Genomic DNA, 18,231 nt, shown 5'->3' with positions numbered 1-18,231 from the left:
TCTTTCCTTTGCATTAAATTATTGATTAATTGGTTTGATGTCTCAATTGCCCAGGTGAAATTCATCCCGTCAGTTGAGCTCTTTAGGTGGTTTTGCATTCTGTCTAAACTCGCCCATTCCCGCTTCTTTCCTCGGACGGTAATCACACTATATTCTTTGGAGTCCCATTTCAATCTTACTGTTATCTCAAAACGGCCCCCTCGTTTTCTCTGAGTTTTATTTTTTTCACATAGTCCGATTGGATAAACTGAAGTAATTGCGTATCAGTAATGGTTTCAGGATTGGTTTCTTGGTTTTTCATATTGCTATGTGTTGTTATGGAGACCCCCTTTGTTTTTTTGTGATAAATCTGGCTTGCCGCGTTTGTTGGGAAAACTGGTGCGGCACCCGTCCTTGAAGCCAGCGCACCCCCAGAAGTCATAGCCTTCTTTGCCTTTCTTGGTGCGGCGCAGCAGCGGCTTGCCGCAGCTAGGGCAGGCATGGCCGGAGTCCTTGGGGGTTTCTTTCTCGCCTGGGTGGCCATCGGCATCTGGACGGGTGGCCGAGCAGGCGGGGTAGCTGCTGCATCCCCAGAAGTGGCCTGTTTTGCCTGGAATACGGCGCATTGCACTGCCGCACTCAGGGCAGGGGAAGCGTGGCGCGGCGGTTTCGCCCACATCCAGGGTTGCCAGCTCTCGATTCAACTGGTCATGGCAGGCCTGCACTGTGGCCAAGTAGGTGGCCTTGCCGCTGGCGATCTTGTCCAGTTCGGCTTCTACTTCCCGTGTGAATGCAACGTCCACGAACGAGAACGCCTTGCTGAGTTGATCGACGATGTAATAGGCAGTCTCTGTTGGGTAGAGAAACTGCTGCTTCACGGCGATATAGCTGCGGCGCTCGATATTGCTCATGATCGAGGCGTAGGTGGCAGGACGGCCGATTCCCTCGACCTCCAGCTTCTCGATCAGCGATGCCTTTGAGTAGCGCTTTGGAGCCCTTGTCTGCTTTGCGAGAACTTCCCCGCCAATGGGTGCGAGTTGTTGTCCGGCACTGAGCAAGGGCAGGGGGTTGGGTGCTCCGCCCTCCCATACTTCGTTGCTCTCGTCGGCTTCATCGGACAGCAATTTCAGCCAGCCAGGCTCCTGCAGCTGTTCGCCCTTCCCCTGGAAGCGAACATCTTTGCCTGATACCTGGCCTGATAACCAGGCCGTGCGCGTGTTGTAGATCGCATCGCCCAACTGGCTTGCTATCGCCCGCTGCCGGATCAATCGGTACAGGGCCTTTTCGTCCTCGGTGTCCCCGGCTTCGGTCACATCCCAGTGTGTAGGGGTGATGGCTGGGTGCCCGGCCTGCGCGGCGTCCGAAGTCTTGAACTGACGCAACTTCGGGGCCATGGTCCACTCGTTAGCCAAAGCCACGGCTTGAATTTGTGGGAAATCGTCGGCACTGATGTTCGGGTTGTCGGTGCGGTGGTACGTGATGTGACCGCTCTCAAAAAGCCGCTGCGCAATGCGCATGGTGTCTTCGGGGTCAAGCTGGAGCTTGACGCTGGCAGCTTGCTGCATGCCGCTTGTTGCCAGAGGTGGGTGGGGGGCGCGGCGACGTCGGCCGTCTTCGCAGGAGTCGACGATCACGCTGTCCAGGCTTGCTACCTTGAGAGCGAAATCGCGGTCCTGGAAATACGGTTGCTCTTCTGGCGCGAGGTCGGGCACGACTGCCCACAGGGCAGACCAGGAGCTGGTAACTGTTTTCGCCTCCGCGAAAACAGTGTTTCTCTCTTGTTTCCCCTGAAAATCCAAACGTACGTGGAAGTGGTGGGTGGAGACAAAGGCGGCAATCTCCCGCTCGCGTTGCACAACGAGTGCGACGGCTGGGCTCTGAACTCTGCCTGCGGAGAGAGTTGTCCCGCCCATCTTGGACAGCACTGGGCTGACGATGTAGCCCACCAGACGGTCGAGCACCCGACGTGCTTCTTGGGCTCCGACCAAGTTGTAGTCGATGCCTGTAGGGGCGGCTATCGCCTGGCTCACAACCTCCTGCGTGATGGCCGAAAAACGCACCCGCTTGGCATCACGACCCAGCTTGAGCTCTCGTGCCAGGTGCCACGCAATGGCTTCGCCCTCGCGGTCAGCATCGGTGCCTATGTAGATCTCTTGAACGCGCTCACATTGGCTGCGCAGCCGGCCAATGATGGATCTGCCGCGCTCTGAGAGCGTGTACTGAGGTTTGTACCGAGGAGGTTCGACACCAATTTCCCTGTCGGGCAAATCGCAGATGTGGCCCAGGCTGGCTGCGACACGCCAGTTCGGACCCAGGATGGCCTGCAGCTTTTCTGTCTTGCCAGCGGATTCAATGATGAGCAGCTTCATGGCTCAGAACACCATGGCTCGGGAGGCTTCGCCTTCGCCACCAGCAGTTGGGTTTCCAAATACGAGTGCCGGGTCGGCGGTGTCTTGCTGCAACTGGGGTTTCGGCTGCAGGTTGGCACGCTGCGGTGCGGCCGGCGTTGCCGTCAGTACAAGTGGCTTGATGTCATTTGTGGCTGGCGCCACGGTTTGAGGAGCGCTTTTGATCGCCGGTACGGTGTAACCCCGTGTCAGCTCTTGGTTGGCCTGAGCCACGCGGAAGACGTATCCGTTCTTCAGGCCGCGGATGAAATCGCCTGTGTTGTAGGCGCTCAGGGCTTTATTGAGTGCCGTTTGCGGCTCGGCCGTTCGTGTTGCTGCCCGGGTGTAGTTGTCAGTCAGGATTGCCGCTGCGGCGGCGAGGTTCTTGCAGGGGTCGAACACGTCCTCGACCGTTATCCCGAGGCGTGGCAGGTTGTCGGAATTGATCTGACCGAGACCCATGTCGATGTTGTGCCCGCCTGCGATCAACTTTTTGGCGGCCACAACGGCCTCTTCTTTGTTCTCTGGCTGGCGTTTGAGAACAGCCGTTCCCTTGTTGATGCCGATGGCAAAGGGCCGGAAGCCGCTTTCAATCTTGACGATGGCTGCCAGGGTCTGGGGGTGCACCGCTGGGGCGCATTGTTGGGCGAGAGCGGTGAAGTCCATACCTTTCCTTATATTTAATAACGTTAACTATTTGAGTTGACAGAAATTTGCAAAAGCGCATATTTTGATTTGACGCGATCATAAATACTAAATAACGAGTTACTAACGAGAAGATATTATTTTTGCCGTAATTGATTGTTGCCTTTGTAATTCAGTGTTGGCATTAATATGTATTCAGTCCATTCTGGATGGTTAGCTCCACACGCACCTTTTCTCTATGAACCAACGCGGGCGCACCGCTTTTCTGGCCATGCTTCGCCAATCCCGGCTTGCCGTGGGCATGACGCAAGCGAATGTTGCGCAGCGCCTCGGGGTGAGGCAGAGCTATGTCAGCAGGGTGGAATCCGGAGAGCGACGCATCGATGTCGTCGAGCTTTATGCTTGGCTGGAGGCCATCGATGGGGACTGGGTGACGTTCATGCTGGCGCTGGGCCACTCCTTGGAGCAACAAGGGGTGCAGGGCTTTCCAGAGGTCTGAAGGGGCATTTTTCGCTGAGGCGAAAAACCGGACGCCCGCGCGCCGTTGGCGCTTTCCGCAGCTCGCCTCATCCGGCTCGATCCCTACGGGATTGACCCTGCGGGTCACAGCTCCAGGCCGCCTTGCCGCGCTCCTGGGGGCAATGCTGACGCATATCCCCCGCCGCTAGGGCTTCCCCCTTGAGAGACAGACAAGAAGGGCACAAGGCCCTCCTTGGGGCCATCCAGCGCATGCTACCCCGAAGCCCGCGCGCTGGCGCGCGGGTTGGCCGGTAGGGGCCGGGGCGGTAGACCTGCTGCTCGCTGTGCGAGCGGCACCCCGCAAGCCCGGCCAAGGGTCTGCTCTGGCGTTCTCAGCACCAAGCCATCACCACTTTCGCGGAGGCGAAATTCACTCAATGCCGAATTGCAGGGCAGGAACTGGCCTGCGGCCAGATCCTGCAGCGGCCGTGGACAGCCCTGTTTATCAAGGCGCGAAGGGGGTGGGGTGGGGTGTTGGAGGGCTGAGCCTCGCGGCGGGCGGTGGTGCCAGTGCAAGCGCTGCTGGTTTACGCCGCCAGGGCGGCTACATGGGGCGTGCCCCATACCCCGGGGAGGATTCCGCCTGTTGGGATGGGCGTTGCAATCTATCACAAAACGTCAACCTAAAAAGGTTGTCAAATAAAATGGTTGGCGTATAATATCAATCATGGTGAGGCAAAGGGGATCACCAGTAACTGCAATCTCAACTACGGCCCTAGGGGCAAAGGAGCTGAATGCCATGGCAAGCTTGAACAAGGTCCAGCTGATCGGGAACATCGGCACTTCACCTGAGAGTCGGGTGATGCCAGACGGCACGGCGGTCGTGAATTTCCGTCTGGCGACTACCCAAGCCTGGAAAGACAAGAGCAGCGGGGAGCGAGTGGAAGCCACCGAGTGGCATACGGTCGTGTGTTATCGCCGCTTGGCCGAGTTCGTGAGGGACTTTGTGGGCAAGGGCCGTCAGGTCTACATCGAAGGGAGTTTGCGCACTCGCAAATGGACCGACAAGGCGGGTGTTGACCACTACACCACAGAGATCGTGGCCCAGGAAGTACAGCCTCTTGGAGCGCGCCCAGAAGGCCCAGGTGATCGCTCGCCTGCGCAGGGGCGGGAGGCGACGCCTGCCGGCATGGGCGAGGAAGTGGGCGATCTGCCTTATTGAACCGGGGCGGGAGTATTCGCGGAAGCGAAATTCTAGTCAGCCTTGACAGGTTTCACCCGCTGTTCCGCCCATTTCCTCTAGTCAAGCCTAGCCTGCGGGCAGGAGAAGAGCATGAAAATTCTGGCAGTTGCGAATCAAAAGGGTGGGGTTGGGAAAAGCACGTTGACCGTGCATTTGGCCTACGCGGCCAAAGAGGCTGGATTGCGTGTATTGCTTGTGGACATGGACAAACAGGGCAGTTTGTCGCTGAGCTTTCCTTCTACCGAGGGCGGGGAATCTGGGTTGCTCGCCTCCCGGCTGTACGACCTCGAGGCGCACCAGGAATCCCCAGAGCGGATCGACGATGACCTGGCCATCGTCCGGGCCGACAAAGGCCTCCTGTCCATCGACAAGGCCGAGAACGAGGTGATTCGGCGGCCGGGCGCCGCATTGCGCCGCTATGCGCGTGATTTTGACCTGTGCCTGATCGATACCCCTCCGTTGCTTGGCGTACGACTCATGGCTTCTCTCGCCGCGGCTGACTACGTGGTCACGCCTGTTTCTGTAGGCTTGTACGAGCTGGCAGGAGTGGCCGACCTTATCCAGACCATCCACGTGATCCGGACCCGGGGCTTCAACCCGCGCTTGAAGCACGTCGGTATCCTGCCAATGAAAACCAACAACCGGAGCGCCGAGGAACGCGAGGCCCTGGAGTCGCTGCGTGCTCAATATGGCGCGGCCATCCTGCCCGAAGTGCTGCCTGAGCGAGCACCCGTGCGAAAAGCCATTGCCCGGCGCCGTCCAGTTTGGGTGGGTACGCGAGGGGAGGGCCATTTGCAGGCCGCCAATGAGTGGCGAGCAGCATGTGATTCGATTTTGGGGAGGATCGCCAAGTGAAAGCTACAGCAGTCAAAAAACCCGCAGCCATGCCAAAGGGGCACGCAGTGAAGAAGCAAAACACCACCACCATGAAGCCAGCCGCAAAAGCCACTTCCAACGCATTCGCGGGTGCTGGGCTCGCAATGGGCGCCGGCATCGATGCGCTGTTTGCGCAAGACGATCTGCCCGAGTTTCCGGTCCATCTTGATGACGTTGAAATCATTGCCCAGGTTCGAGAGGAATTTGAAAGCGAAGACCAAGATTTGGCTGAACTGGGTGACAGCCTGGTCAAGTACCAGATCCAAGCCATCCTGTTGCGCGTGATGCCTGCAGGGCACCCAAAGCCTTACCAGCTGGTGGCGGGCGAACGCCGATTCCGTGCAGCCAAGCTCAAGGGCTTGCAGACCTTGCGGGCCAAGGCCAAGGAAATGACGGACGAGGAAGCCTCGGACCTGCAGTTTGCCGAGAACGTACACCGCAAGAACCTCACTCAAATTGAGGAAGCCAAGAAAATTCAGCACGACCTTGACGTGTTGGGCTCCGTGGATGCTGTGCTGACCAAACACAACAAGAGCAGGCCATGGCTGTCAAAGATGCTGTCGTTGCTGCATCTGCCCGAGCAGGCCAAGCGTCTTGTTACTGAGGCCATTAGCGCGGATGCTGAAGTGATCGCTACCGTGCGCCAGGTCGAGAAGGTGAGTCCGGCCAAGGCTAAAGACTTGGTGGACGAGCTCAAGAAAACCAGGGGCAAGCAGGACGCACGCATCACGGCCCAGGCCGTGCGTGATGAGGTGAAGCCCAAGAAGGAGGGCAAGGGTAAGCAGGGTGAGGCAGACAAGGGCACCACGGTCGCCCAGCCGAAGGGCACGCGCGCGATCGATCTTCTCGCTGCCGGCGGAACTCAGGTGGATGTTTCAGGGCTGCTGGTGGACGTTTACCAGCATCTGACGCGCGATAAGCAGCGCCCTGCGAAGGTGCTTGCCGACATGACTCCCAAGGAGGTCAGCGCGTGCTTGGCTGCGCTGCAGCCCGCCTATAACGCCGCTCGGAAGGCTGAAAATTCCGGAAAGCATGTTTTTGCGGGCTTGCGTGCTGGGCGGTATTCCACAGAAGGCGCCGGCGCACTGCTCTTGGCCGCGTGCATGTGCGGCTTCGATGCCACAGGTGGCGAGCTGCGCCTGGACGAGATTTTCGCCGTGATCAGCGCCTGATCGTGTTTTGCTGACCTGGCTCAAAAGATGAGCTGTTAACCCAAGAGAAGGATCCGCACTAAAGTGGGTTCCGATGGTCGGTACCGTCAGCAGCTAATATCCATGAACGATGACGTATGAAGCCGCTGTAACCATTGCTGAGTTTGAAGCGCTCCAGAGACTTGTAGCGTACAGCCTGAGCGCAGATCGAATCGAGGCTGCGCGTTTAGTGATGGTCGACGGTTTGTCCAATCAAGAGGCGGCCGATCGTTTCGGTGTGACTCGTCAAGCAATCTGGAAGACCGTTGAGCGCATGCGGGAGACATTGCATGCGTACAGGGAGGCAAAGGCCACTGAGGAGGCTGCGCTTTCCCGAGTTTTGCCGCGTGGTTGGAAGCGAGTAACCGTCAGCGCGCCCGGTGCGATCGTGGATCGGTTTGTGGCAGAAGCTGAAGTCGCCTACCAAGCGCGAATGCACCAGGTGGCAGAAGCTGAGGCTGCGCTGAGATTCCATGCGGAGCGACCAAAAAAAGCTAGCTGACAATTGTGCTGACTTGGCCAACGCACCAACCATCTGCCCATGACAGGGGTCTTTGGTACACGGGATGGCACATCCGCGGCTAGCAATGGTATGGCATACAGCGCAAGCGGGCAAAACAGACGTGCGCTGACAGCGTGGCAAGCGTTAGCCGGCTCTGGATCTCCGCGCGGAGATCACAGCGAAGCCTTCCAATGTTCCGCACCTTTGTCCGAAGCTTCGGTTGAAGCCATTCCGCAGACTCCGGTTTCCAGCTGAATGGTGGTATGGGTGATCTCGAACTGCTTGGCCAGCACCTGAGTGATGGAGTCCATCAACTCGGCAGGGTTGGTGGATTCGGGGATGTACACGACGTGAGCGCTAAGACTGGTCTTGGCACTGCTCACGGCCCAGACATGGAGTTCATGTATGGACATCACCCCTGGCACATCCAAGAGCGCCTGCTTCAATTGAGGGAGGTCGATGCCCTCCGGAACACCTTCCAGCAGAATATTGAGTGTCTCCTTCAGGAGGATCCAAGTTCGTGGCAGCACCCATAAGCCGATAGCAATTGCGATGACGGTGTCGACCCAATTCCAACCCGTGAATAGAATGACCAGCGCCCCTACGATCACCCCGATCGAACCGAGTAGGTCACTCCACACTTCTAGGTAGGCGCCTTTGACATTGAGGCTGGAATCCTTCCCGGAGGCCAGGAGGCGCATGCTCACAAGATTGACGATCGTGCCGAGGACAGCAATTACCAGCACCCCCGTGGTCTGAACTGCCGGTGGATTGCTCCATCTTTGCCATGCCTCAAAGAGGATATAGGCCGCAACGCCAAACAAAAGCAAGGCATTGAATGCGGCGGCCAGAATCTCAAATCGGTGGTAGCCGAAGGTGCGCCTATCGTCCACGGCTCGGCGTCCGACGCGTATGGCCGCCAGCGCAATGGCCAGCGCAGCTACATCGGTGAACATGTGTGCGGCATCTGACAGCAGCGCCAAGCTGTTCAGCATAACCCCGCCAATGACCTCGGCCAGCATGAAGCCACCGGTGAGCATCAACGCGTAGCGCAATGCCTTTTCGTTTCCCGCCGCTGGCAGCGCGTGCTGAGAACCTTTACCCATGGTTTGTCTCCTCAAATTGCATCTGACAAGGGTCATTTGCCTACGCAAGCGCGAGGTACGTCCATGCCCTTTCATTCAAGGCCGGCGACGGTGACGCAACTTTGGAATGCCTTGGCATCTCGTACGCTTTGCTGGTCGATCCCTCAGCCTCTTGACCAAGCGACGGCTGTACTTGGTTTTGACTCCTATGGGGGGTCGGGGTCTCCGTTTGAGCCACCAACCCCGCAACCGCCAAAACATAAACACAGAGGTCAGCAAGCCAAGCCAGATCCAGAACAGTTTGTCAAAGGGCCCACCATGAGCTACCTGCATTGACATGGGTCGCTCCTTTTACTCCCGATACAGACCTCCCCGAGGGAAGGTTCGATCCCGTCTGTAACTGGGCATTCGCTAGACGACAGACAACCGGAGGCGCAATCGCTGCGAGACAGTCCCCAAAAGCGATCGCTCCAGCAGACTTTGTGCTACTTAAGCGTGAACCGAACGGAGGCAACTGACTTTCCGCCCTTCGACACGGCAACGACGGCCTTAGTACCTGCGGGGACCTTGAAACTGCCAGAAGCTTCCAGCTTGCCCTCGCCAGGTTGAAGCTGAACTTCCTGCTTCTCGCTACCCGCAAGCAGCGTGACCTTTGCGGTCATTCCCGCTACGGCGACCGGTTTACCGTGGTCGCGCATATAGAGCTGCAGCTTATCGGCGCTGGCGACAAACTCGTACTCGACCTCCTTGGCTTCGGCTACAGCGCCACCATGCATCGGCTTGAGGTCGTGTCCGTGGTTGTCGGCAGCAAAGGCTGCTCCAGAGATAGATACCGTGACGGCGAGAATGAGTTGGGAGAGTTTCATGACAGTTCCTTCTGGGTTGGAGAAAAGGGAAATGACCCGCGATCAGCGGGACCGGTTACGACTACACAGGCTTCGGTGCTTCCGGGTGAGAGGGCTCAGCAGACACGTCCTCATCTTCTTCATCGGGCCGGTGTGCCAGGCGGTACAGGATCGGCAGTACAAGAAGCGTCAGCAGCGTGGACGAGAGAATTCCGCCGATCACAACGGTGGCCAGAGGACGCTGGACTTCAGCGCCGGTCCCTGTAGCGATGGCCATGGGAATGAAGCCCAGCGAAGCCACAAGGGCAGTCATCAACACGGGGCGCAACCGAGTCAACGCCCCCTCACGGATCGCTTCGTCCAGGCCAACACCGCCTTCCCTCAAGCTGCGGATATAGGAAATCATCACAAGCCCGTTGAGTACCGCCACCCCAGAGAGTGCGATGAAGCCAACGGCCGCGGAGATCGACATTGGAATGTCGCGAAGCCAAAGCGCCAAAATGCCCCCTGTCAAAGCGAATGGGATGCCCGTGAAGACCAGGAGACCGTCCTTTACGTTGCCGAACATAGCGAACAACAGCACGAAGACCAGCAGCAGGGACACCGGGACAACGATCTGCAGGCGCTTTGTGGCCGACTGTAGGTTCTCAAAGGTCCCGCCCCAGCTCGTCCAGTAGCCGGTAGGAATTTTGATCTGGGCTAGGCCTTGTTCGGCCTCTGCAACGAAGGAGCCCACATCGCGCCCGCGCACGTTGGTGCTCACGACGATGCGCCGCTTGCCATTTTCGCGGCTCACCTGGTTGGGGCCGGGAGCAAGATCGAACGTCGCGACCTCACCAAGTGGGATGAAGTTCGTCTTGGCTTCAGTCCCGCTGGCAGAGCGCGGCAGCGGCACAGGCAGCCGCTTCATGCCTTCAAGATCGTTGCGCAGGGCTTCAGGCAGACGAACCAGGATGTCGAAGCGGCGGTCACCCTCGAACATCGTGCCGGCCTCGCGACCACCGATAGCGGTGGCCACGGTGTCTTGAATATCGGCAACGTTCAGACCATAGCGGGCGGCCTTCTGGCGGTCGATGTTCACAGTGAGCATGGGAAGGCCAGTAGTCTGCTCGACCTTCACCTCAGAGGAGCCTTGGATTTTCTGCAGCATTGCGGAGACTTCTTCTGCAGACTTGTTCAGGACGTCCATGTCATCACCGAAGATCTTCACTGCCACGTCGCTACGCACCCCGGAAATAAGCTCATTGAAACGTAGCTGAATAGGCTGGGAGAACTCGTAGTTGTTGCCGGGGATCTTCCCGATGACTTCCTGGATCGCCGCAAGCAGTTCGTCGCGGGTCTTTCGAGGCTCAGGCCATTCATCCACTGGCTTGAGCATGATGTACCCGTCCGAAATGTTCGGCGGCATAGGGTCTGACGCGATCTCAGCTGTACCAGTTCTGGCAAAGATGCGTTCGATCTCGGGAAACTTGTCCTTCAACGTCCTTTCGATCTGCTGCTGCATCGCGACCGACTGAGAAAGGCTGGTGCCTGGGATACGCAACGCCTGGATCGCAAAGTCCCCTTCATTGAGATTGGGCACAAACTCGCTGCCCATGCGCGTGGCAATCAACCCGCACAGGATCACTGCAACCGCCGCAGCGGTCAGAACCACCGTCTTCGCGGTCATGACGCGGTCGAGCATCGGCCCATAGAGGCGCTTGGCATAGCCCAGCAGAAAGTTCTCCTTCTCGCTGACCCGATTGCCGATGAAAAGCGCCACTGCTGCTGGGATGAAGGTCACCGACAAGATCATTGCGCCCACCAAAGCGGCCACCACTGTGAAAGCCATAGGGTGGAACATTTTCCCTTCGACACCCGTCAGCGCGAAGATGGGCAGGTACACCACCATGATGATGAGCTGTCCGAACAGCAATGGACGGCGTGACTCCTGGGAAGCCAGGAACACCTCGTGGAAACGTTCCGCCCGTGTCAGCGGTCGGCCGTGATGCGCCTGCGCATGGGCGAGGCGCCGTACACAGTTCTCCACGATCACAACAGCGCCATCAATGATGATGCCGAAGTCCAGGGCTCCCAGGCTCATCAGGTTCGCACTGACCTTGTAGTGGACCATCCCACTGAACGTGAAGAGCATCGACAAAGGGATGACCATTGCGGTGATGATCGCGGCCCGGATGTTGCCCAGAAAAAGGAACAGGATCACGATCACGAGAACCGCACCTTCCAGCAGGTTCTTTTTGACCGTACTGATGGCTTTGTCGACAAGCACGGTACGGTCGTAGACTGTCACCGCGTGCACTCCATCTGGGAGGCTCTTGTTGACCTCCAACATCTTCTTGTCGACCGCCTGCGACACGGTCCGGCTGTTCTCGCCGATCAGCATGAACACCGTGCCGAGAACCACCTCACGCCCGTTGTCCGTTGCGGCACCGGTTCGCAGCTCGCGACCGATGCCCACTTCTGCCACATCGCGCACTCGCACAGGAACACCATTGGCGCTACTGAGGATCACGTTACCAATGTCTTCCAGGGATTTGACCTGGCCAGGTGCACGAATCAGGTACTGCTCGCCGCGCTTTTCGATATAGCCCGCGCCCACATTGCCGTTGTTGCGGTCCAGCGCGGTGACCACATCCTGCAGCGTCACGCCCAAAGACGCTAAGCGTTCCGGGATGGGTGCAATCTGGTATTCCTTGGCAAAACCACCAATGGAGTTGATCTCGGTCACGCCAGGAACATTTCGCAGCTGTGGCTTGATGATCCAGTCCTGGATCTCGCGCAGGTCCGTTGAGGTATAGGGACTGCCATCAGGTTTTTTTGCGCCGTCCTTGGTCTCGACAGTCCACAGATAGATTTCACCCAGTCCGGTCGAAATAGGCCCTAGGGCTGGAGTGATACCGGCGGGTAATCGGTCCCGCGCCTCCTGAATACGCTCATTGACCAATTGGCGCGCGAAGTAGATGTCGGTTCCGTCCTTGAAGATGACGGTCACTTGCGACAGGCCGTACCGCGAAAGCGACCTAGTCTGCTCCAGGTTCGGCAGGCCGGCCATAACTGTCTCAATGGGGTACGTTACCCTTTGCTCAGTTTCTAAAGGCGAGTAACCAGCGGCCTGGGTGTTGATCTGAACCTGGACGTTCGTGATGTCGGGAACTGCGTCGATGGGCAGCTTCTGGTAACTGAACACGCCCAGCGCCGCCATGCCCAGGGCCGCCAGCAGCACCAGCCATCGCTGCTCGATCGAGAATCGAATGAGTTTTTCAAACATGTAGAGGCTCCGCGATCAGTGCGTGTGTTCGGCAGATCCCTTGCCGAGTTCTGACTTCACGACGAAGCTGCCTGTCGAGGCGTAGGGCATACCGGCTTTGAGTCCGGAGAGGACCTCGATCCGCTTGCCATCGCTGCGGCCCAGCTTCACGGGTTGAGCAATAAAGCCGCCGTCAACCTTGAGGAAGACCACGGGCTTTTCCCCGACGTTCTGGACAGCGTCAGCCGAGATGGTCACAAGCGCTGCCGTTTCTTCGGACACCACCTCGACGTTAACGAACAGGCCGGGGCGCCACGCGCCCTTGGGGTTGTCAAGAACCACGCGGGCTTTCGCCGTGCGGGTTTGCTCGCCAATAAGCGCTCCTACAAATGCGACAGTGCCTGTAGCGGAGGCGTCAAAAGCGGTGGCCTTGATGGTGACCTTTTCGCCAATCCGCACCGACGGCAGGTCCTTTGCCGGTACGTTGATCTCAGCCCACACCTGGGACAAGTCGGAGATGGTGAAAACCGCTGCATCTTCCTTCACAGCTTCGCCCAAACTCAGGTGCTTTTCAATAACGACACCGTCAAAGGGCGCACGCAACTCGATACGATTCATGCCAGACACCGACGAGGTGGCCAAGCCCAGTGCACTCAGTTTTTGATTCGCGTTGGCCACTGCGACTTCGGCTTCGCTGAGTGCCTGCTTGGCTTGCAGATAGTCCTGCTCGGCAGACACCTTCTGCTCCCACAGTTTTTTCTCCCTTTCGTAGGTGGTCTTGGCCAACACGAGGCGCTTCTGCGCTGTCTGGAGTTCGCTGCGTTGTTCGGAAGCAGTCGGGCTTGCAATCGCAGCCAGGACCTGTCCCTTCTTGACTACTTGGCCCAAGTTGGCACTGACGCTCTCTACAACTCCTGCCAGGCGGGGGACGACGTGCGATGTGCGATCTTCGTTCAGCCGGATCTCACCAGGCAACAGCAGGGACGTTTTAATGTTGGCTGCCGACGCGGTGTCCACACTGACCGACGCCGCCTTGATCTGGGCATCAGTCAGTTCGATCTTTCCTTCTTCCTTGCTCATCACGAACATAAAAGGCTCGTTGGCAGTCTGCGCGATGATCTCAATATCGAACACATGTGGTTCGCTAACGATCTCGCGGCTGACCAAGCTGTCTTTTTCCGGAGCAAACGCCAGCTTCTGTTTTTCATCTGTCGGGCGGGTCACCGTGGCCGTGACCGTTGCCGCGTTCAAGGGGAGCGGCTTGCCTTTGTCAGACAGCCAGACGCGCAGCCGAGGCTCGCCACCGTCTTCCGAGAGCAGCGCTTCCAAGCTGAAGTCGCCTTCCTTGAACACAGTGCCGCCATGAGGGCCCTTGGCTTCGCTCTTTTCGTGGTGTTCGCCATCCGCGTGGCCCTTGTCGTGGTCATGGCCTTTTTCACTGCCCTTGCCGTGGTGCTCACCGTCGCCATGCCCCTTGGCCTCGGTATGGCCGCCGCCGTGCCCATGCCCGTCACCCTCAGCGGCTGTGGCTTTGGGTTTACCGCCGCTTTGCAAGATGAAGGCCCCCGCACCGACCCCTAGTGCGAGGACTACCGCGATGGCGATCAGGTGTTTTTTGCTGATGGTGGATTTGCTGGAGTTCATGGTCATGCTCAGTTGTGCGTTGAGATCAGGCCGGAAACCGTGCTGCCTCCGAGCAGGCGGTCGATATCAGCCGCTGCACGGTGTGCTTCGCCCAGGGCCTTGAGGTACTGGGATTTGGCGGTGAAGTAAGTGCGTTGTGCATCAAGCACCTCAAGGAAATTGAACTTGCCGTTCTCGAAGCCAATGGTGGCCGCGTCATAAGCTGACTTAGCGCCGGGGAGCACGTCCTGCTGCAGCGCCTGGACCTCTGCGTTGATTGTGGAAAGGCGCTCGCGCGCCTGCGCCACCTCGCTGTGCAGACGGACAGTGGCCCCTTGCAACTCGTCGCGAGCCTTGTCCTCCAGCTTCAACGCTTCAAGCAGGTTGCCTTGGTTGCGATCAAACACGGGCAGAGGCACAGATACACCGAACAAAAGGACGTTGCGCTGCGTCTCGTTGCTGCGCTGCATTCCGACGCTAACGGTGACATCGGGCACACGCTTGCTTTGTTCCAGTTCGCTCAAGGCCTTGCGCCGTTCCACCTCGATTCGCGCAAGGACAACGCCTGGCGAAGAAGAAATCAGCGGCTGGAGATCGGCAAGGCTCGGCACAGAGGGTAAGTTCTCAGCCTTGCCCTCCAGGACTGTGAAAGGGGCATCGATCCGCCCCAACAGCGCAAAGAGGCGAGACAGCGCATTGCGTTGCTCACTTGCGGCCTGGGCCAGTTCAACACGCACGCCGGCTTCTGCGACCCGGGCTTTGGACTCTTCAACGGGTGACACCTTGCCTGCCGCTACACGCTTGGCGACCGTATCTGTTGAAGACTTGGCCAGTGCCACACTATCTCCGGCGAGCACCAATCGCTCTTGCGCAGTCAGCACATCAAAGTAAGCGGCTGCGACATTGGCCCGCACGGTCGCCTTCAGTTCGGCGAGTTGGGCTTGCGCCTGTTCGCGCGCCTTTTCGGCCGCCTTGGTGCGTGCTGAGCGCTTCCCACCCAATTCCACCGGGAGACTGAGCTGCCAGCTTTGCGTGCGTGTCTTGGAGCGAGTATCTTCCAGCGAGTAAGCAAGTTCCGGATTTGGCCGCGAGCGCCCTTGAAGAACCTGCCCCTCAGTCGCTTCCAACTGGCGCGTTGCCGCTGCCACCTCTGGATTTCCCTGCAAAGCCAGTTCGATGGCCTTGGCCAGCGACAGAGGCTCGGCAGTGGCCACTGCTGAGGTCTGGAGTGTTCTGGCTTCAACAATACCTTGCGGCAAGCCCTGCGAATGGGCCGCGCCCGTGACGGCAAGCAATATGGCCGCAGCACCTGCAGCGAGGCTAAATTTTGTGCCGCCGCGCAATACGCAGGGCTTCTCTTGAAGGTAAATACCCTTGAACATCCGATTCTCCAGTGATTTCACAACACGAAGCAATCGGCGGGTTGGCAGCCATACAGTTGCCTGGCAACTCGTCAGTCACGGCAGTTGCAAAAGACCGCAACTGAATCCGCCTGAGAGCGGAAAAGACTTAACGAAAGAAGTGAAGCGCCCCCGCCGGTCAGGCGAGGAGGGACCACTGAGGGCGGTCAGGGGGAGTGGGAGTCACAGCCGCTAGGCGCTCGGCAGGCGTTGACTCCAAAAGGATGTCACGGACGATGCTTTGCTCGGTGCAGGACCAGCTGAGAGCACCAACGCCCGCGCCATGGCAAACGGAGCAATCGATGTCGAACTGGTCGCTGCCTTGACCGGCCTTGTCGAACCCGCCTTTGGCGTCATGATTGTGTTCGTGGTGCCCCAAGTGTTGCGCCTGGGCCGTCTCGTTTTCGTGCATGCAATACGCAGCTACCGCGGACCAGCTGAACTGGAACGGAAGCAATGCAAGCATAAAAACAGCTATCAAGCGGCGCATTTTTTGAGTCTAGCACGCGGTCGGGAAACTTCGTGTGACGCCCAGGAGGCGAATCAAATCCGGCCAATCCAGATTCAGCCGCCCGAACCGTATAGTTCTTGCAAGCGCTGTTTTTCTGCCGCAGACATGTTCAGATATTCCTGCTGCACCTGCTCACGCGTCTTGGAGGGAGCTGTCGCTTTTATCGGCACAGCGCCTCCGCGGGAGAGTATCGAGAGTGTCCCGTCCTTGCGGGCGAGTTCTACCGACCCAAGCACGTCGCCGCGTGAGACATTGCTCTGAACGTGGTCGGGGTGTGAGGTCGCGCCCACTTCACCACTGGCTGGGTGGTATAGCGAAGAAGCAGATGCCACGCTTGGAATAGCAATGGCAAGGGCGATCAGAGAGAGCGTGAGGGGTTTGCGAACGGTCATGATGTTGTCCCTTGGTTCAAGTGAGCCATCGGCGCTCCGCCGGGGCTATGCCTTTCGACATGAGATGGACTTTAGAAAGCAGCTCGCGACAAGGCGCCAACAGCCAGATGACAAATTCGTAATCTGTAAACAGGCTGCAATCTTCGAGAATCGCATGATGAAAATTCTCCTCATCGAAGACGAAGTCAAGCTGGCCGAGTATTTGCGCAAGGGCCTGGGAGAGGTGGGCTATGTGGTGGACGTCGCCCACAACGGGGTGGACGGGCTGCACATGGCTCTTGAAGGTGGGCACGATCTGCTGGTGCTCGACGCCATGATCCCCGGGATCGACGGATTCAGCCTCCTGACGGCCTTTCGCAAGACCAAGCAGACTCCGGTTTTGATGTTGACGGCCAGGGTCAGCGTTGAAGATCGAGTACTAGGCCTTCAGACAGGTGCTGACGACTATCTCGTCAAGCCCTTTGCGTTTTCCGAGCTGAGCGCCCGCATTCAGGTGCTGCTACGGCGCACCATCGGTACGCGCGATGTGGCGGAGCCCACCCAACTGCGCTTGGCAAACTTGGAAGTCGACCTCGTGCGGCGCAAGGCGTCCAGAGGGGGTCAGCGATTGGAGTTAACTGCAAAGGAATTTCTGCTGCTGACTTTGTTCCTGAGAAGAAAGGGCGAAGTGCTTTCCCGCACCGAGATCGCTGAGCAAGTGTGGGACATGAACTTTGACAGCGATACCAACGTGGTGGAGGTCGCGATCCGGCGCTTGCGTACCAAGATCGATGTGCCCTTTGACAGTCCGTTGCTTCACACCATCCGCGGTATGGGATACATCATGGAGGAGCGCAACGGATGAAGGCGTTGAAACATCGCTCGCTACGCCAGCGGTTGTCATGGTGGCTGGCACTGCAGAGCTTTGCCGGGCTCGGACTCGTCTGTCTTGCCGTGTATCTGGTGACTGAACTCAACTTTCGCGATCGGCAAGAGGAAACGCTAGCGCAAAAGGAAAACGTCATTCGGCACCTGTTGCGCGATGGCAAGGAGCACGGAGACACGGAAAACCTTGCGCACAAACTCGATGATTTCCTGGTGGGGCACGGAGATCTGTCGCTGCAAGTAGCGCAGGCCGATGGATTGGTTCTCTATGCCCATACCCGCAACCGGAATGCGAAGACCATGTGGCGGCAACGGCAGTTCGAGGTAGCTCTGACTGCTGGCCAGACTCCCTCGAAAGGTTTGCGCGTCCAGCTTTTGTTGGACATACAAACCGACAATCAGCTGCTGCACCGGCTTGCACTCACCTTGCTGGTGGCAGCCATCGGTGGAACTCTCGTGGTTTCTCTCGGTGGCTTTTCTCTGGTCAACCTGGGCCTCGCGCCCGTTCGAAGATTGGCCAGCCAGGCGCGCGCAGTCTCGGCCGACAAACTTTATCAACGGCTCGATGCCGCAGAGCAACCCCTTGAGCTCGTCCCCCTGATTGACCAATTCAACGCGCTCCTGGCCCGCATTCAGAAGGCCTACTCACAGATGGAGGGCTTCAATGCGGACGTAGCGCACGAGTTGTGCACACCGTTGGCCACCCTCATTGCCAACAATGAACTGGCGCTGCTTCGACCTGAGCAGGCGGATATTCGTGAGGTCCTAGCGTCCAATCTGGAGGAGTTGCATCGCCTGACCGGTATCGTCAATGACATGCTGTTCCTGTCACAGGCGGATCGAGGGGTGGGAGCGCGCCGCGCACCCGTGGCGAGCCTCGCTTCGGTGGCTGCTGAAGTAGTGGATTACCACGAAGCGGCACTTTCCGAGGCCGGTCTTACCGCGAAAGTGATTGGCGATGGTCATGGCGCATTCGACGTGCC

16 protein-coding genes are annotated in these 18,231 nt (G+C 58.4%); 7 read left to right on the top strand and 9 right to left on the bottom strand.

Annotated features, from left to right (window positions below):
* Positions 1 to 305: 305 nt before the first annotated feature.
* On the bottom strand, positions 306 to 2,348 hold the full coding sequence (locus tag ACSQ3Q_RS25640) for a DNA topoisomerase (RefSeq protein ID WP_436137297.1): 2,043 nt from the start codon (positions 2,346 to 2,348) through the stop codon (positions 306 to 308).
* A gap of 3 nt (positions 2,349 to 2,351) precedes the next feature.
* Entirely contained in the window at positions 2,352 to 3,032 is a 681-nt protein-coding gene (locus ACSQ3Q_RS25635) for a lytic transglycosylase domain-containing protein (RefSeq protein WP_436137296.1), read from the bottom strand.
* A gap of 217 nt (positions 3,033 to 3,249) precedes the next feature.
* On the opposite strand from ACSQ3Q_RS25635, the gene ACSQ3Q_RS25630 reads away from it, so the two are divergent.
* From ACSQ3Q_RS25630 to ACSQ3Q_RS25610, 5 genes are all read left to right on the top strand, one after another.
* The gene (locus ACSQ3Q_RS25630; protein ID WP_436137295.1) at positions 3,250 to 3,510 is read left to right on the top strand and encodes a helix-turn-helix domain-containing protein; all 261 of its coding nucleotides are present in this window, start codon (positions 3,250 to 3,252) and stop codon (positions 3,508 to 3,510) included.
* Positions 3,511 to 4,269: 759 nt separating this feature from the next.
* Positions 4,270 to 4,692 carry a single-stranded DNA-binding protein gene (locus tag ACSQ3Q_RS25625; protein ID WP_436137294.1) on the top strand — a complete coding sequence of 141 codons (423 nt, stop codon included), beginning with the start codon at positions 4,270 to 4,272 and terminating at the stop codon, positions 4,690 to 4,692.
* A gap of 111 nt (positions 4,693 to 4,803) precedes the next feature.
* Positions 4,804 to 5,568 carry a ParA family protein gene (locus ACSQ3Q_RS25620; RefSeq protein ID WP_436137293.1) on the top strand — a complete coding sequence of 255 codons (765 nt, stop codon included), beginning with the start codon at positions 4,804 to 4,806 and terminating at the stop codon, positions 5,566 to 5,568.
* Positions 5,565 to 6,761 carry a ParB/RepB/Spo0J family partition protein gene (locus tag ACSQ3Q_RS25615; protein ID WP_436137292.1) on the top strand — a complete coding sequence of 399 codons (1,197 nt, stop codon included), beginning with the start codon at positions 5,565 to 5,567 and terminating at the stop codon, positions 6,759 to 6,761. The genes ACSQ3Q_RS25620 and ACSQ3Q_RS25615 overlap by 4 nt, the downstream gene beginning before the upstream one ends.
* Before the next feature lie 109 nt (positions 6,762 to 6,870).
* A complete protein-coding gene (locus tag ACSQ3Q_RS25610; RefSeq protein ID WP_436137291.1) occupies positions 6,871 to 7,281 on the top strand; it encodes a TrfB-related DNA-binding protein in 411 nt (136 codons plus the stop codon).
* 173 nt (positions 7,282 to 7,454) lie between these two features.
* On the opposite strand, the gene ACSQ3Q_RS25605 is transcribed toward ACSQ3Q_RS25610, so the two are convergent.
* The 7 genes from ACSQ3Q_RS25605 to ACSQ3Q_RS25575 form a co-directional block, all read right to left on the bottom strand.
* The gene (locus ACSQ3Q_RS25605; RefSeq protein WP_436137290.1) at positions 7,455 to 8,387 is read right to left on the bottom strand and encodes a cation diffusion facilitator family transporter; all 933 of its coding nucleotides are present in this window, start codon (positions 8,385 to 8,387) and stop codon (positions 7,455 to 7,457) included.
* 464 nt (positions 8,388 to 8,851) lie between these two features.
* The gene (locus tag ACSQ3Q_RS25600; RefSeq protein ID WP_436137289.1) at positions 8,852 to 9,232 is read right to left on the bottom strand and encodes a hypothetical protein; all 381 of its coding nucleotides are present in this window, start codon (positions 9,230 to 9,232) and stop codon (positions 8,852 to 8,854) included.
* A gap of 61 nt (positions 9,233 to 9,293) precedes the next feature.
* Positions 9,294 to 12,479 carry a CusA/CzcA family heavy metal efflux RND transporter gene (locus ACSQ3Q_RS25595; protein WP_436137288.1) on the bottom strand — a complete coding sequence of 1,062 codons (3,186 nt, stop codon included), beginning with the start codon at positions 12,477 to 12,479 and terminating at the stop codon, positions 9,294 to 9,296.
* 15 nt (positions 12,480 to 12,494) lie between these two features.
* Positions 12,495 to 14,108 carry an efflux RND transporter periplasmic adaptor subunit gene (locus ACSQ3Q_RS25590; protein ID WP_436137287.1) on the bottom strand — a complete coding sequence of 538 codons (1,614 nt, stop codon included), beginning with the start codon at positions 14,106 to 14,108 and terminating at the stop codon, positions 12,495 to 12,497.
* A gap of 2 nt (positions 14,109 to 14,110) precedes the next feature.
* Positions 14,111 to 15,463 carry a TolC family protein gene (locus ACSQ3Q_RS25585; protein ID WP_436137286.1) on the bottom strand — a complete coding sequence of 451 codons (1,353 nt, stop codon included), beginning with the start codon at positions 15,461 to 15,463 and terminating at the stop codon, positions 14,111 to 14,113.
* Between the two features lie 157 nt (positions 15,464 to 15,620).
* Complete coding sequence (czcI, locus tag ACSQ3Q_RS25580) at positions 15,621 to 15,971, bottom strand: cation efflux protein, CzcI family (RefSeq protein WP_436137285.1); 351 nt, start codon at positions 15,969 to 15,971, stop codon at positions 15,621 to 15,623.
* 74 nt (positions 15,972 to 16,045) lie between these two features.
* Positions 16,046 to 16,384, bottom strand: a complete 339-nt coding sequence (locus ACSQ3Q_RS25575) for a DUF4148 domain-containing protein (protein WP_436137284.1) — start codon at positions 16,382 to 16,384, stop codon at positions 16,046 to 16,048.
* A 157-nt stretch (positions 16,385 to 16,541) separates the two neighbouring features.
* Here ACSQ3Q_RS25575 and ACSQ3Q_RS25570 point away from each other — a divergent pair, with 157 nt between their 5' ends.
* Both ACSQ3Q_RS25570 and ACSQ3Q_RS25565 read left to right on the top strand, forming a co-directional pair.
* Positions 16,542 to 17,228 (top strand): heavy metal response regulator transcription factor, encoded by a 687-nt coding sequence (locus ACSQ3Q_RS25570; protein ID WP_436137283.1) that lies wholly within the window; start codon positions 16,542 to 16,544, stop codon positions 17,226 to 17,228.
* Positions 17,225 to 18,231 (top strand): histidine kinase dimerization/phospho-acceptor domain-containing protein (locus ACSQ3Q_RS25565; RefSeq protein WP_436137282.1); only part of this gene is annotated, 1,007 nt, incomplete at its 3' end. The genes ACSQ3Q_RS25570 and ACSQ3Q_RS25565, both read left to right, overlap by 4 nt.

Origin of the sequence: Acidovorax sp. LjRoot129, assembly GCF_964253765.1 — a bacterium.
GTDB lineage: Bacteria > Pseudomonadota > Gammaproteobacteria > Burkholderiales > Burkholderiaceae_C > Acidovorax.
The sequence above is the reverse complement of the archived record's forward strand: the minus strand, read 5'-3'. Positions and strand labels throughout refer to the sequence as shown.

Coding starts and splice junctions, on each gene's coding strand:
- ACSQ3Q_RS25575 (WP_436137284.1), bottom strand. CDS start 16,384: ATGACCGTTCGCAAACCCCTCACGCTCTCTCTGATCGCCCTTGCCATT.
- ACSQ3Q_RS25605 (WP_436137290.1), bottom strand. CDS start 8,387: ATGGGTAAAGGTTCTCAGCACGCGCTGCCAGCGGCGGGAAACGAAAAG.
- ACSQ3Q_RS25635 (WP_436137296.1), bottom strand. CDS start 3,032: ATGGACTTCACCGCTCTCGCCCAACAATGCGCCCCAGCGGTGCACCCC.
- ACSQ3Q_RS25600 (WP_436137289.1), bottom strand. CDS start 9,232: ATGAAACTCTCCCAACTCATTCTCGCCGTCACGGTATCTATCTCTGGA.
- ACSQ3Q_RS25610 (WP_436137291.1), top strand. CDS start 6,871: ATGACGTATGAAGCCGCTGTAACCATTGCTGAGTTTGAAGCGCTCCAG.
- ACSQ3Q_RS25620 (WP_436137293.1), top strand. CDS start 4,804: ATGAAAATTCTGGCAGTTGCGAATCAAAAGGGTGGGGTTGGGAAAAGC.
- ACSQ3Q_RS25590 (WP_436137287.1), bottom strand. CDS start 14,108: ATGACCATGAACTCCAGCAAATCCACCATCAGCAAAAAACACCTGATC.
- ACSQ3Q_RS25595 (WP_436137288.1), bottom strand. CDS start 12,479: ATGTTTGAAAAACTCATTCGATTCTCGATCGAGCAGCGATGGCTGGTG.
- ACSQ3Q_RS25570 (WP_436137283.1), top strand. CDS start 16,542: ATGAAAATTCTCCTCATCGAAGACGAAGTCAAGCTGGCCGAGTATTTG.
- ACSQ3Q_RS25585 (WP_436137286.1), bottom strand. CDS start 15,463: ATGTTCAAGGGTATTTACCTTCAAGAGAAGCCCTGCGTATTGCGCGGC.
- ACSQ3Q_RS25625 (WP_436137294.1), top strand. CDS start 4,270: ATGGCAAGCTTGAACAAGGTCCAGCTGATCGGGAACATCGGCACTTCA.
- czcI (WP_436137285.1), bottom strand. CDS start 15,971: ATGCGCCGCTTGATAGCTGTTTTTATGCTTGCATTGCTTCCGTTCCAG.
- ACSQ3Q_RS25630 (WP_436137295.1), top strand. CDS start 3,250: ATGAACCAACGCGGGCGCACCGCTTTTCTGGCCATGCTTCGCCAATCC.
- ACSQ3Q_RS25640 (WP_436137297.1), bottom strand. CDS start 2,348: ATGAAGCTGCTCATCATTGAATCCGCTGGCAAGACAGAAAAGCTGCAG.